This window comes from Novosphingobium sp. GV079 (assembly GCF_003058045.1).
GTDB lineage: Bacteria > Pseudomonadota > Alphaproteobacteria > Sphingomonadales > Sphingomonadaceae > Novosphingobium > Novosphingobium capsulatum.
In genome coordinates, this window is record NZ_QBUE01000003.1 from 368,973 (window position 1) to 382,400 (window position 13,428).

12 protein-coding genes are annotated in these 13,428 nt (G+C 69.4%); 3 read left to right on the plus strand and 9 right to left on the minus strand.

The window, feature by feature from the left end:
• Genes gspG through C8K14_RS05580 form a run of 5 tightly spaced genes read right to left on the minus strand, consistent with a single transcriptional unit; the run spans position 1 to position 6,153 of the window.
• A complete protein-coding gene (gene gspG, locus C8K14_RS05560; protein WP_369801213.1) occupies positions 1-450 on the minus strand; it encodes a type II secretion system major pseudopilin GspG in 450 nt (149 codons plus the stop codon).
• A 12-nt stretch (positions 451-462) separates the two neighbouring features.
• Positions 463-1,671, minus strand: a complete 1,209-nt coding sequence (locus tag C8K14_RS05565) for a type II secretion system F family protein (protein ID WP_107715959.1) — start codon at positions 1,669-1,671, stop codon at positions 463-465.
• Complete coding sequence (locus tag C8K14_RS05570; protein WP_107715960.1) at positions 1,668-3,146, minus strand: GspE/PulE family protein; 1,479 nt, start codon at positions 3,144-3,146, stop codon at positions 1,668-1,670. The genes C8K14_RS05565 and C8K14_RS05570 overlap by 4 nt, the downstream gene beginning before the upstream one ends.
• Complete coding sequence (gene gspD, locus C8K14_RS05575; RefSeq protein ID WP_233250917.1) at positions 3,143-5,311, minus strand: type II secretion system secretin GspD; 2,169 nt, start codon at positions 5,309-5,311, stop codon at positions 3,143-3,145. Before gspD ends, C8K14_RS05570 begins: the two co-directional genes overlap by 4 nt.
• A 26-nt stretch (positions 5,312-5,337) precedes the next feature.
• Positions 5,338-6,153, minus strand: a complete 816-nt coding sequence (locus C8K14_RS05580) for a type II secretion system protein N (RefSeq protein ID WP_158271870.1) — start codon at positions 6,151-6,153, stop codon at positions 5,338-5,340.
• Between the two features lie 122 nt (positions 6,154-6,275).
• On the opposite strand from C8K14_RS05580, the gene C8K14_RS05585 reads away from it, so the two are divergent.
• Positions 6,276-6,761 (plus strand): NUDIX domain-containing protein, encoded by a 486-nt coding sequence (locus C8K14_RS05585; RefSeq protein WP_107715963.1) that lies wholly within the window; start codon positions 6,276-6,278, stop codon positions 6,759-6,761.
• A 3-nt stretch (positions 6,762-6,764) separates the two neighbouring features.
• Here C8K14_RS05585 and dinB read toward each other — a convergent pair whose 3' ends face one another.
• A complete protein-coding gene (dinB, locus tag C8K14_RS05590) occupies positions 6,765-7,904 on the minus strand; it encodes a DNA polymerase IV (protein WP_062786414.1) in 1,140 nt (379 codons plus the stop codon).
• 93 nt (positions 7,905-7,997) lie between these two features.
• Here dinB and C8K14_RS05595 point away from each other — a divergent pair, with 93 nt between their 5' ends.
• Positions 7,998-9,266 carry a multidrug effflux MFS transporter gene (locus C8K14_RS05595; RefSeq protein ID WP_054130690.1) on the plus strand — a complete coding sequence of 423 codons (1,269 nt, stop codon included), beginning with the start codon at positions 7,998-8,000 and terminating at the stop codon, positions 9,264-9,266.
• Positions 9,267-9,273: 7 nt separating this feature from the next.
• Here C8K14_RS05595 and C8K14_RS05600 read toward each other — a convergent pair whose 3' ends face one another.
• The 3 genes from C8K14_RS05600 to apaG all read right to left on the minus strand — a co-directional run bounded on the left by C8K14_RS05600 (position 9,274) and on the right by apaG (position 12,673).
• Complete coding sequence (locus C8K14_RS05600; RefSeq protein WP_022676258.1) at positions 9,274-11,274, minus strand: bifunctional diguanylate cyclase/phosphodiesterase; 2,001 nt, start codon at positions 11,272-11,274, stop codon at positions 9,274-9,276.
• A 149-nt stretch (positions 11,275-11,423) separates the two neighbouring features.
• On the minus strand, positions 11,424-12,248 hold the full coding sequence (locus C8K14_RS05605) for a LysR family transcriptional regulator (protein ID WP_107715964.1): 825 nt from the start codon (positions 12,246-12,248) through the stop codon (positions 11,424-11,426).
• A gap of 26 nt (positions 12,249-12,274) precedes the next feature.
• Complete coding sequence (gene apaG / locus C8K14_RS05610) at positions 12,275-12,673, minus strand: Co2+/Mg2+ efflux protein ApaG (RefSeq protein ID WP_022676260.1); 399 nt, start codon at positions 12,671-12,673, stop codon at positions 12,275-12,277.
• A gap of 105 nt (positions 12,674-12,778) precedes the next feature.
• Between apaG and C8K14_RS05615 the strand changes: the two genes are divergently transcribed.
• Positions 12,779-13,417, plus strand: a complete 639-nt coding sequence (locus tag C8K14_RS05615; RefSeq protein WP_107716025.1) for a DNA repair protein RecO — start codon at positions 12,779-12,781, stop codon at positions 13,415-13,417.
• Positions 13,418-13,428 lie beyond the last annotated feature (11 nt).

Here is a 13,428-nt window from a genome sequence, read left to right on the forward strand (position 1 = left end):
TCAGCCGCCCTGCCCCTGCGCCACGATATCGGCATTGGCGCCACTGCCGCCGGGCTGCCCATCGGCACCCAGCGACATAAGCGCAAACGGCGCGCCATCGCGGCCAGGCACACGATAGAGATAGGGCCGGCCCCAGGGGTCATTGGGCAAGCGCTGGATATAGCCCCCCTTGCGCCAGGTTTCCGGCACGGCAAGATCGGGCGGCGCCTCACGCAGCGCAGCCAGCCCCTGCGCCTGGCTGGGATAGCTGCCCTGGTCCAGCCGGAACATCTCCAGCGCCTGCTCCAGCGTGGCGATATCGCTTTGCGCCTTCACCGCCATGGCGCGATCCTGGCTGGGCATCACGTTGATCAGCACGACCGTAGTCAGCAGGCCCAGGATGAAGATCACCACCATCAATTCCACCAGGCTGAACCCGTTGGGCGCGGGGCGACGGGGGTGAGCATGCACGACAGCCATGGGTCAATTTCCAACAAGGGTTTGCAATTGCAGGATCGGCAGCAGGATCGCGAGGATGATCAGCGCGACGATCGCGCCCATCACCACAATGATCGCTGGCTCCAGCAGAGCGAGCGCGGTGGCCGCCGTGGCCTCGAACGCGCGATCCAGCGCTTCGGCCGCGCTTTCCAGCAGGGGGCCAAGCTGGCCCGATGCCTCGCCACTAGCAGCCATGGCTATGAGCAGCGGCGGAAACAGCCCGGCCTGGCTGAGCCCTGCGGCGAGCGAGCCGCCCTCGCGCACGCCTTGCGCCACCTGTGCCAGGGCACGGGCGTGGCTGTGATTGGCCGCCGTACGCGCAGACAGGCGCAAGCCTTCGAGCAGCGGCAGGCGCGCCGCGATCATCGTCGCCAGCGTGCGCGCCAAGGCAGCGGCCTGAGCATCGCGCCACAGCGGCCCGAGCACGGGCAGGCGCAACAGCGCATGATCCACCCGCGCGCGAAACGGCAGCCATGCCAGCGCGCGGACAAACGCCAGCCCGCCCAGCACGATCGCCAGCAGCATGGCCCAGCCCCAGGTGGCGAGAAAGCCCGACACCGCGATGACCGCGCGCGTCAGCCATGGCAGTTGCCGGCTGGCCGCGTCGAACTGCTCCACCACGCGCGGCACCACGGCTACCATCAGGCCGGTAACCACCGCCACGGCCACCGCTGCCAACGCCAGGGGATAGGCCAGCGCACCCGCCAGGCGCGCGCGCACCTGCGCCTGCCGCTCGGCCAGATCGGCCAGGCGCGTGGCGATCTGCGGCAGGCGGCCAGCGCTTTCCCCCGCGCCGATCATCGCGCGATAGACCGGCGGAAACGCGCGCGGCGCGCGGCCCATCGCCTCGGCCAGGCCCAGCCCCTCGCACACTCCGGCGTGGACTGCGCCGATCACCGCACCTTCCCGCGTGGCGCCGGCCTGGCGCAGCATGGTGCGCAGCGCCTCTTCCACCGGGCTGACAGCCACGAGCGCAGCCAGTTGCCGAGTGAGCAGCGCGCGCCGGGCCAGGCCCAGCCGCAGCCGGGCAACCGGCCGCACGTCGCGCGGTTGTGCAGGATCGACGCGCAGCACATGCCAGCCGCGCGCCGCCAGGTTCTGCCGCGCCGCCGCCGGATCGGGCGCGGCCAGGCGGCCCTGCCGCTCGCGCCCCTTGCGATCGAGCGCGCGATAGATGAACGCCGTGCGGCTCATCCCTGGTCCTGCCGCAGGATGCGCGCTGCCTCTGCCGCGCCAACCATGCCGGCCAGGACCAAGGCCCGCGCCGCATCGGCCAGGCGCGGGTTGGTCGCAAAGGCATGGGCAACAAGCGCGTCCTCGCCGGCGTCATCGTGAATCAGGCGGCGCAGGCTGTCATCAGCCCACAGCGCCTCGAACACGCCGACGCGGCCTTGGTGCCCGCTGTCGCCACAAGCCGCGCAGCCCGGGGTATCGCTGACCATGGTGCCGATGGCCAGGCCCAGCGCCGCAGCCAGGTGCGGTGCGACCGGTGCCGGGGCGCGGCATTGCGGGCATAGCCGCCGCACCAGCCGCTGCGCCAGCACAGCGCGCAATGTGGCGGCCAGCAGGAACGGTTCCGCCCCCATGTCGCGCAGGCGGGTGACCGCGCCAACCGCATCGTTGGTATGCACCGTTGCCAGCACGAGATGGCCGGTCAACGCCGCCTGCACGGCGATCTGCGCGGTTTCGGCATCGCGAATTTCGCCGACCATCACCACATCCGGGTCTTGCCGCAAGATCGCGCGCAACCCGGCCGCGAACGTGAGGCCCAGGCGCGGATTGACCTGGGTTTGCCCCACGCCATCGACGGCATATTCCACCGGGTCTTCGACCGTGAGGATATTGCGTGCGCCATCGCGCAGCAGGCCAAGCGCGGCATAGAGCGTGGTGGTCTTGCCCGAACCGGTTGGGCCGGTGACCAGCACAATGCCATTAGGCTGGGTCAACGCCCGGCGCAGCACGGCATCGGCCGCCGCGTCCAGCCCCAGCGCCGCCAGATCGATGCCGGCGCGCGCCTTGTCGAGCAGGCGCAGCACGACCCGCTCCCCCGCGCGCGAAGGCAGTGTGGACACGCGCACGTCAACCAGCCTACCGGCGAGATCGAGCGCCATGCGCCCGTCCTGCGGCAGGCGCCGTTCGGCGATGTCGAGCCGCGCCATGACCTTGATGCGGCTGGCGAGAAGCGGCGCGACATGCGCGGGCAGGCGCAGCATTTCGGCGAGTTGCCCATCACGGCGCAGGCGCACGACCAGCGCCTGTTCATAGGGTTCCAGATGGATATCCGATGCGCCCTGGCGTAGCCCTTCGGCCAGCAGGCCATTGATCAGGCGAATTACCGGGGCATCGTCGGTGCTGCCCAACAGGTCTTCGGCGCTGGGCAGATCGAGTGCCGGCAGCGCGGCATCGTCGCGGGCCAGGGCATCGGCGGCGGCCATGGCGCCATCGGCATAGACCTGCGCCAGCAGCGCCTCGAACGCTGGGTGTGGCACGCGGCGCCAGCTGGCGATCGGCCCACCCAGCCGCCGCACATCGAGCAGGGCCAATGCGCTAGCCCCTTCGCGCAGGACCACGGCCAGACCGCCTGGCTCACGCCCTTCCACCAGCAGGCCCATGGTGCGCGCTGCCGCGTAATCAGGGCGCCAGGTGGCGCTGTCTTGCTTCGGCGTCATGGCTGCGCCCCGGTTGGGACTGCGGCCGGATCGGGCGGACGGATCACCGTGTCGCTGGCCCCGCTTGCTGCCGGCCGTGCCGTTCCCAGGTAATCGCGGACCAGTTCATCGATCGACGGTTCCTGCCCCGGGGCATAGGCCACCTGCGCGCCGCGCACGGCATCCATGCGCCGCGCCGTCAGCGCCGCGCGCCCTGCCCCGTCGCGCAGGATGGTGGGGCGAATGAACACCATCAGGTTGGTTTTCACATGGCTTTTGCTGCGCGAGCGGAACAGTTCGCCCAGTAGTGGCACGTCGCCCAGCAGCGGCACCTTTTCCAGGGTGCGCCGCTCGGCATCGTCGAGCAGGCCGCCCAGCGCGATGATCTCGCCATCCCCAACCGTCACCGTGGTGCGGATTTCGCGCTTGTTGACCACCAGTTCGCTGTTGCTGGACGAGACCGGCCCGGCCACCGAACTGACCTGCTGCCGCAGATCGAGCCGCACGGCATTGCCCGCGTTGATCTGCGGCGTCACGTCCAGCTCTATCCCCACGTTCTGGCGCTGGATCGTGCGGAATGCGCCGGCCAGCGAATTGGACAGCGCCTCGCCGGTGGCCACCGGGATTTCCTTGCCAAACAGGATGGAGGCCGGGACGTTGTTGTTGGTGACGATATGCGGGGTGGACAGCACGTTGGACTTGCTGTCTGCCCGCACCGCATCGATCAGGGTGCCGAAAAAACCCGATCCGCCCAGGCTGGTGGCCCAACCGGCAATGCCGCCGCGCGCGGCAAGCGCGGCCTGCGCGGCATTCTGCCGCAAGAGATCGGCGGTGCCGCCCGACGTGCTGGTGGTGACGGTGGCGCCGTTGATCACCGTGGTCGTCTGATCCAGCCGATCGGCATAAACACCGCCAGCCAGATCGAGGATATTGGCCGCGCCATTGGAAAAGCTGGTGACGGCAAAGGGCGCATGCTTGCCGCCGACAAGCAGTTGCACACCCAGTTTTTGCGCCACATCGTCAGACACTTCGACGATGATCGCCTCGACCAGCACCTGCTGCTGCGGCAGATCGAGGGCATGGACCAGATCGGCCAGGCGCCGCTGTTCATCGGCCGGGGCGGCAATGATCACGGCATTGGCGCCGGGATAGCGGGTGATCGTGGCGGTGCCGCGCCCGCCATCGAGGCGGATGGGGCCATTGCCCAGGCCGCTGGTGGTGCCGCCAGAGGGATTAACCGCCGCACCCGCCTCCTGGCCCGGCGCCGTCGCGCTGCCCGCAACGCCGCCCGACGCGCCGCTGCCCATGTTGCCCAGCGATACTGGCGCGGCCGATCCGGCGCTGGCCTCTCCGCCGCTGCCGCCCACCAGCCGTTCGAGCACGGGCACGAGCAGCGCGGCATCGGCATGGTCGAGCCAGATCACGCGGATCGCCCCGCCCTGCCCGGCGCGCGCATCCAGCCGCCGCGCCACATCGGCCAGCCGCGCCAGGGTAGCGGGGTCACCGCGCAGCACCACGGCATTGGCGCTGTCCACGGCCACGACGCTCGCCGCGCTGCGCCCGCCTTCGCCCGCAGCCACCAGTTGGGCCAGGGCGCTTGCCACCTCACGCGCGCCGGCATGGGCCAGATCGAGCGTCAGCACGGTGGCCCGGTCCTGGTCGATCTGGCGTACCAAGGCGCGAATGCGAGCGAGGTTGTCGGCATAATCGACCACGACCAGCGAATTGGCCGCCTTGTTGGCCGTGAGCGCGCCATCCTTGCTGACCAGCGGGCGCAGCGTGTCGAGTGCCTGGACCGCATCGGCAGCGCGCAGGCGCACGATTTCGGTGACCATCTGGTTGCGCGCCGCCATGCCGCGCCCGGCGGGTGCGGCGGTGGGCTGGCTGGCTGCGCCCTCCACCGGCTGGATCCGAAAGGCGCCGTTGCCGGTGGGCACGGCAACCAGGCCGTTGGCACGCAGCGTGGCCAAAAACACCTCGAAATATTCGCTGGCGCTCAAGGCCCGCTCGCTCGCCACGCTGACTTTGCCGGCAACCCGCGCGTCGACGATGAACGTGCGCCCGGTCACTTCGGCGGCGTCGGCGATGAAGGCGCGCATATCCGCCTCGCGCACGTTGAGGCGATACTGCGCCTGCGCTGCCAGCGGCCAGGCCAGCGCAAGCGCCAGTGCGGCGAGCCGGGCCAAGCCCTCACACTTCAAAAGCCGCCCCATCATTGTCCCCCGCCGGCCGGGCCAAGCGAGAGCGCCAGATCGTGCCCGGCGCGGCGCACCGTTACCGCAACGGCCTGACCGGCCGCCAGCATGGCCTCGATCTGCCGGGCATCGCGTGCGTCGCGCACGGGCTTGCCGCGCAGCGCCACGATCCGGTCTCCCGGCAAAAGGCCCAGGGACTGCGCCTCGCCCACTGCGCCAGACGCTACCAAACCTGGCGCGCCGTGCGCGGCATCGGCAAGGCGGAAGTGGGGCGCCGGCGGCTTGCCGCCGGTGCTGTCAGCCGGCCGGCCATCCTGCCCCGCGACGCGCAGCACCAGCGTGCCCCCGGCGCGCTGCAGCACCACATGATCGAATGCCACCTGCACCAGCCGCACGCCAGGCGCGATGTCCGCCCCCTGCGGCACCGCGCGCTGCACCCCGTCGGCGCCGGCCAGGATCGCGCCGCCGCCCTGCCCATCGGCCGTGGATCGCGTGCCGAGCAGAGTGAACGGCAGCGCAGCACCCGCCGCACCGCCCCCGCCACCGCCATCTGGCACATCGCGCGCAAATGGATCGAATTGGGCAAAAAGCGCGGCGCGCGCCGGGGCATCGAGCACCACCAGGCCGGCGCTGTCGCCCGTCGTCGCCGGCGTGAGCGGCGCCAAGAGTACCCAGCCGAGCATGGCAAGCAGCGCCGCCACACTGCCCAGGAGCGCCACTTCGGCAACAAGCGCGGCCAGCGGTAGTCTGCCAAAGCGCGGTGAGGCTATGCGCCAGCGCCAGTCTCGCCAGCGCCACAAGGCCTGCCCCGCCAACGATGCCGATCCCGCCATGCCCTGCGCCTGCTTGCCCATTGTCTGCCCCACCCATTGCCGCAGCCAGGGTAAGCCACAGGCCCGCGCGCAGGATGCGCGAAAGGCTCGATTTCGGTAGCTCTAGCCGCTAGGCCAAGGGCATGCCCGCCTGGTTTCCATCTTCCTGGCACCGCGCCCTGCTGCGGCTGGCCCATCGGCTGCGCGTGGCCTGGTGGCGCTGGCGCCGCGTGCCGGTGCCCGGCTGCATGGTGGTGGCACGCGATGCGCAAGGCCGCGTGCTGCTGGTGCGGCACAGCTATCACCACAGCCATGCCTGGATGCTGCCCGGCGGAGGCCTGGCGCGCGGGGAAAGCCCGGTGGCAACCGCCGCGCGTGAACTGGCCGAGGAAACCGGCTGCACGCTGCACGATGCGGTGCATTTTACCGATCACCTGCGCGATCGCGGCGGCTGGCTCAACCAGATCGCCCTGGTGGCGGGAACCGCGCTGGGCAGTCCGCGCGCCGATGGACGCGAGCTACTGGAGGCAACGTTCTTTCCGATTGAAGCGCTGCCCGAGACCACCAGCCCCGCCACGCGCGAGATGATCGCCTTGTGGCAGGATTACGCGCGCCAGCAGCAGCAATAGGCGTCAAAAAGGGAGCTGCGCCTGCCCCGGCGGCGCGGCAACAGCGGCTGGCTGGCCCGGCTCTTCCAGTGCCGAGAGCGTTACCCCCATCAGCCGCACCGGCTGTGGCAGCGGCAAGACCTGGTCGAGCAGGCCGCGCGCCACATCGGCCAGTGCATCGCGGCTCGCCACAGGGGTTGCCAGCGAACGGGCACGGCTCATCGCCGTAAAGTCCTTGAACTTCAGCTTGAGCGTCACGGTGCGGCCGGTCACGTCGGCCCGTGCCACGCGATCCCACGCCAGGTCGATGATCGTTTCCAGCGTTTCACGCAGGACTGGGCCCGACGACAGGTCACGATCGAACGTGCGCTCTGCCCCCACAGACTTGCGCGGCCGATCGGCGGTCACCGCGCGCAGATCAATCCCCCGCGCGGCGCGATAGAGATAATCGGCCTGGGCACCAAAATGCTGGCGCAAGGTGGCCAGGCTTTGCGCGCGCAGGTCTGCTCCGGTGGCAATGCCCAGCGCCGCCATCTTTTCCGCGCCGCGCGGCCCCACCCCATGAAACCGGGCTACCGGCAGGCCGGCGACGAAGGCCGCCCCCTCACCCGGGCGGATCACGCACAGGCCATCGGGCTTGTTCTGGTCACTCGCCAGCTTGGCCAGGAACTTGTTGTAGGACACCCCGGCGCTGGCGGTCAGCCCGGTCTGCGCGCGGATGCGCTGGCGAATGAGTTCGGCGATACGCGTCGCCGATCCGATCCCGCGCAAGTCACGCGTGACATCGAGATAGGCCTCGTCGAGCGACAGCGGCTCCACATCAGGGGTGTAATCCAGAAAGATCGCGCGAATCTGTTGCGACACCGTGCGATAGACATCGAAGCGCGGCCGGCGGAAGATCAGATCAGGGCACAGCTGCACCGCGCGTGCCGAGGGCATGGCCGAACGCACGCCGAACTTGCGCGCCTCATAGCTGGCCGCGGCCACCACCCCGCGCGCGGCATTGCCGCCCACGGCCACAGGCTTGCCGCGCAGCTCGGGCGCGTCGCGCTGCTCCACGCTGGCATAGAAGGCATCCATGTCGACATGGATGATCTTGCGCAGGCCCGGCGCCTCATCGGCATCGGGCACGGGAAAAGGGGGCGAAGGCGGGGATTCGGACATCGGCATGAATGCGGCGTCCGTCATGCCACAAACAACGGTCAAGGGCTGCAACAAAACCTTGGATTGCCGCGCCCTGCCTGCCATAGGATCGTTATGCAACCTGACTATCCAGCCCGACGGCGCCCGATCAAGGCGCTGGGTGGGCGCGAATTCATTGCCATGATGGCGCTGCTCATGGCGCTTCAGGCGCTGGCCATCGATGCCATGCTGCCTGGGCTCGGGCAGATCGCCGCAGACCTGGGCGTCAGCGATCCCAATCGCCGCCAGCTGGTGGTGGGGATATTCCTGGTTTCGGCCGGCGTGGGCGCGCTGGTGCCTGGCGCGCTGGCCGATCGCCACGGCCGGCGCCCGGTGCTGCTGGTCACGATCGTGCTCTATGTCGCGCTGGCCCTGGGCTGCGCCATGGCGCCTGATTTCGATACCCTGCTGGTGCTGCGCGCACTGCATGCGGTGTCGAGTGCCGGTGTGGCGGTGCTGCCGGCCGCGATCGTGCGCGATCGTTTTGCCGGAGACCAGATGGCACGCACCCTCTCGACCGTCTCCACCGTGTTCATGGTCGTGCCGATGCTGGCGCCCAGTGTGGGGCAATTCGTGCTGCTGTTTGCCGGCTGGCGCTGGATCTTCGGGGTGCTGGCGGTGCTGGCAACGATCATGGGCGTGTGGGTGTTCATGCGCCTGCCCGAAACGCTCGACCCGGCCAACCGCCAGCCGATCATGCCGATGACCATCGCGCGCAACATGGCCCATTCGGCGATCGAGCGGTCTTCGGCCGGCTATGTCCTGGGGGCAGCGCTCGTGTTCGGGGCGATGTTCGGATACATCAACTGCTCGCAGCAGCTGGTGGCCGAACACTTTGGCGCGGGGCACTATTTCCCGCTGATCTTTGGCGCCACGGCGCTGTCGCTATCGTTCTCCAATTTCTTCAACGCCCGCATCGTCGAACGTTTTGGCGCGCGGCGCGTGTCGCAGACGGCGCTGCTGGCGTGCATCTGCCTCAGCCTGTTGCAGGTGCATTTCGCCTTCAGCCCGCACCAGACGCTGCTGCGCTTCATGCCGGTGATGGCCGCCAACATTTGCGCGATGGGCTTTATCGGCGCCAATTTCAGCTCGATCGCGCTGCAGCCCTTTGCCCGCACCGCAGGCGCGGCCAGTTCGATGCAGATGTTCATGCGCACGCTGATCGGCTCGCTGATCGGCATCGCGATCGGCCAGGTCTATGACGGCACGGCGCGGCCCCTGTCGCTGGCATTCGTCACCTGCGGGCTGCTATCGCTGTGCCTCGTGCTCTATTCCGAGCGCGGCCGCCTGTTCCGCCGCCTGATTCCGCCGGGCGGGGAGCGGGTGCTGGTGGACGTGCATTGATCGCCTGTCAGGCCACGGCACGGCCGATGGCAGCCAGCGCCACGCCGGCGCGTTCGGGCCGGGCGAAGTGATAGCCCTGCATCAGGCGGATGCCGAGCGCACGGGCCGTAGCGACCTGCGCTTCATCCTCCACGCCTTCGATCATGCACTCGATGCCCAGTTGCCAGGCAAACGAGACGATCGTGCCCACGATCGCCCGCGCGCCCGGATCGCTGGACAGCGCGGCGGCCAGCCCGCGATCGATCTTGACCATGTCGAGCGGCAGATCGCGCAATTGCGACAGGCTTGACCAGCCCGCCCCGAAATCATCGAGCGCGAGGCGGAAACCCGCCGCCCGGAATGCCTCGAGCTGGGCGTGGGCGCGGCGCGGATCGGCGATCAGCGCCGCTTCGGTCACTTCCAGCATGAAGCGCGCCGGGTCGGCGCCGGCATCGCGCACCAGCCGGGCAAGGGAGTCGACCGCGCCCTCGCGCGTCACATCGCGCGGGGTCAGGTTGATCGCCACCGTCAGCCCCTGGCGCCAGGCATCGCATTCCGCCAGCGTCCGGCCCATCACCGCCTGGGTCAGTTCGCCGGTGCGGCCGGTCGCCGCGGCCAGATCGATGAACTCGCCCGGTGCCAGCCAGGTCTGCCCATCGGGCGACCAGCGGGCAAAGGCCTCGAACCCGACGACCGCCAGGCTGTCGACATCATAATAGGGCTGGTAGAGCAGGCGCAGCCGATCATCCAACAGGCAATCGTTGAACTGGCGAGTCATCGCGCTGCGCTGCTGCAGGGCGGTTTCGTCGTCCGGGCCGAACAGCACGATGGCACCCTCGCCCCGCTTCTTGGCCTTGTAGAGCGCGGCGTCGGCGCGTTCCAGGCAGGCGCCCACGCTAGGCCCGCGCACGCGATGAAGGCCGGTGGAAGCGTGCAGGCGCAGGCTGACTCCGTTGTGAAGCACCGGCGCGCGCACCGACTGCGCCAGGTCTTGCGCGGCAGCGGTAACGCCGGTGGCATCGAGCCGGCCATCAAACAGGATCGCGAATTCATCGCCGCCCAAGCGCCCATGCGCGAGGACGCCGGAAATCGCACCGATGCGCGTGGCCACCGCGCGCAGCACATCGTCACCGGCGGCATGGCCATAGGTGTCGTTGACGTGCTTGAACCCGTCGAGATCGAGCAGGGCCAGCCACGGGGCCGCCAATTCATGCCGGCCCACATCCTGATCCAACCGCGCCAGGATTGCCCGGCGATTGAGCGCCCCGGTCAAGGCATCGCGCGAGGCCTGTTCGAAATTCCTTTCCGCCAGCCGCGCCGCCAGGCGTTCGCGCCGCGCCAATTGCTGGCGTGACAGTTCCAGCCGCACGAAATCGGCATGGAAGCCAAATGTCATGGCCAGCACGGTGAGATTGGCCATGACCAGCAGCAGGACCACCGGCCACAGGTGCGTGCCATCCACCACGAGATAGACGGTGCAAGCCGGCACGGTGGAGGCAAAGACCAGCCGCAGCGCCGCCGCTGGAGCATGCGCCAGCCCGAGCACCCCTGCCACGGAAATTACCGAGAGCAAGACGCAGAGCAATGCGCGCTGCGCCTCGCCGCCGACACAATAGAGATAGAGGGCCCACAGCACCGCAAACAGCACCGAAAGGCCCACGCTGGTTGGCAGCGCATCGAGATCCTTGCGCCGCAGCGCCAGGGGCCGGCGCTCCACTTGCACAGGCAGCCAGTGCCAGCCGCGCTCTGCCACGAACACCATCATGACAACGCCCGGCACCAGCACCGGCCACGGCACGGTGCCGGCCACCCGCATGATCACCAGCCCGACCGCCAGCAACGCCAGCAACGACAGCAGCGGCAGGCGGCGGGAGAGATTGTGCGTATAGGCCGCGACCATCGCCTCGCCGCGGTAAGCGCGCCGGTGGGCCCCATCCATGATCGCGCCCAGCAGGGCCCCTATCACCCGGCTGCGGGCGCGCAGGCGCGGACGCAGCGGCAAGGATTCGGCCGCGATGGCAGCGACCATCCCAACCTGTTCCGCCTGAGGGTTTCCACTAAGGGGTTCCATCTCGCGGGCATAGGACCCAGGCGGTTAACAGGTGGTATGCGTCGGCGTTTCCACGGTTTGTTACAGCAGGTTGTCTGCCAACGCTGTCACGCCGGGATCGCGCGGATTCAGGTCTCCGCCAGGGCCGCAACCAGGGCCTTGACCTTTTTTTGGCGCCACTGCGGCAAGGGAGCGACCAGCCAATAGCCACGCCGGCTGTTCTCCACCTCGCCCAGGGCGACGACGCGGCCGGTCGAGAGGGCATATTCGGCCAGGAGCAGCGGCACGCGCGCCTTGCCCAGGCCCGCCGCAGCGGCGCTGATCGCAGTGCCGGCGTCGCCCACGGAAAACGCCACTTCGCGCCCCTCACCCGCTGGCACCGGATCACCGGGCCAGCCGATCCAGGCGCCATCGCCGTTTTCGCCGCTCACCTCGGCAAAGCCGGGCGCGGCGACGATCACGGTTTGCGGCGCGCCGAGCGGAATGCCTTCGAGTTCGCCCGGCCCTTCGGCCCAGCGCACGGCCAGATCGAGATTGGCCTCGGTAAAATCGATATCGCCATCGCCGCCGACCAGCGAAAAGCGCAATGCCGGGTTTTCGGCACGAAACGCGGCCAGCCGCTGGCTGAACCAGGCGGCAAAGAAATCACGCGGGCAGGCAATGGTATAGACGTGGCTGGATTGCCCCGCCTGCATCGCCTGCACGCCTTCTTCAAAGCGCAGGAAGCCCTCGCGGATGGCATCGAGGCCGGCCGCAGCCTCGTCGGTCAGTTCCAGCCCCTTGGATGTGCGGCGAAACAGCACGACGCCGAGCAGGTCTTCCAGCGCGCGGATCTGCTGGCCCACGGCGGCGGGCGTCACCGCCAACTCGTCGGCCGCGCGGGTGAACGACAAGTGGCGTGCGGCCGCGTCGAGCACGCGCAGCCCGTTGAGCGGGAGATGGGTCCGCTTCATTGGTGGTATCGCCCTTCGCTTGGCGGTCAGTTGGCCGTGGCCGGGGCGGCCAGCGGAAAGAACGGAATGGCCACGTCGAACACGCTGCCATCGTCACGGCGCATGGTATAGTGCCCCTCCATGCTGCCGGTGGGCGTGCCGAGCGGGCAGCCCGAGACATAGTCATGCGCCTGGCCCGGCAGCAGGCGGGGCTGTTCGCCCACCACGCCTTCGCCATCGACAAAGCTGACATGGCCGCGCCCATCGGTGATGCGCCAATGCCGGGTGATCAACTGGGCCGGCTCGGCCGAATCGTTCTCGATGCGGATGTGATAGACCCAGAACCACTTGCCGGCCGCCACGCGCGATTGCTCCGGCAGAAAATTGACCGCCACCCGGACGGTCATTCCCTGCGTGATCGCGGCATGCTGGAATAGCTGCTTCATCCTTGGCAACCTAACGCACTTGCGCCTTTGTTCCAATGCCCGAAATGGACTTTCCCGGCAGGACGCTTGCCCTGGGCGACGCCACGCGGCACAGGCAGGCAGGTGATGGATGACGCAACGCCGCCTTCGCTTCCCGATGCCGGGCCAGTGCCGCAGATCGTCTGCGCGGTGCTGGCGCATGGCGAAACCGGCGCGGTGGTGCGCCTGCTGGGCAGCGAGACGGGCCTGGTCGCAGCCTATGTTGCCGGCGCGCGGGGCCGCACGCTGCGGCCCGTGCTGATCCCGGGCAACCTGGTGGCGGCAGACCTGGTGCGGCGCAGCGAAAGCCGCCTGCCCACCGCGCGGGTGGAACTGGTCACCAGCCGTGGCCCCTGGCTGGGCGAACCGCTGGCCAGCGCCGGCATCGCCTGGGCCTGCGCGCTGACCGCCGCCGCCCTGCCCGAAGGCCTGCCCCTGCCCGCGATCCACGGCGCATTGGCCGCGCTGCTCGATGCCATCTGCCTGGCGCCGTCGGCGCGCGGTTGGGCGCGGGCGCTGGCCGGCTATGAAGCGCTGCTGCTGCGCGAGGCGGGCCATGGCCTGGCCCCGGCGCGCGCCGCCACGGGCGATTGGCCCGGCCTGCTCGCCCTGCTCGATGCCCAGGGGCCGGCGATCGCAAGCCAACTGCTTGCCGAACGGCGGCGCGATGTTATGGCGGCCCGCGCGATTCTGCTCGACAGGCTGAAGCGCATCGGATCGGATTGAAAAGGCCTATA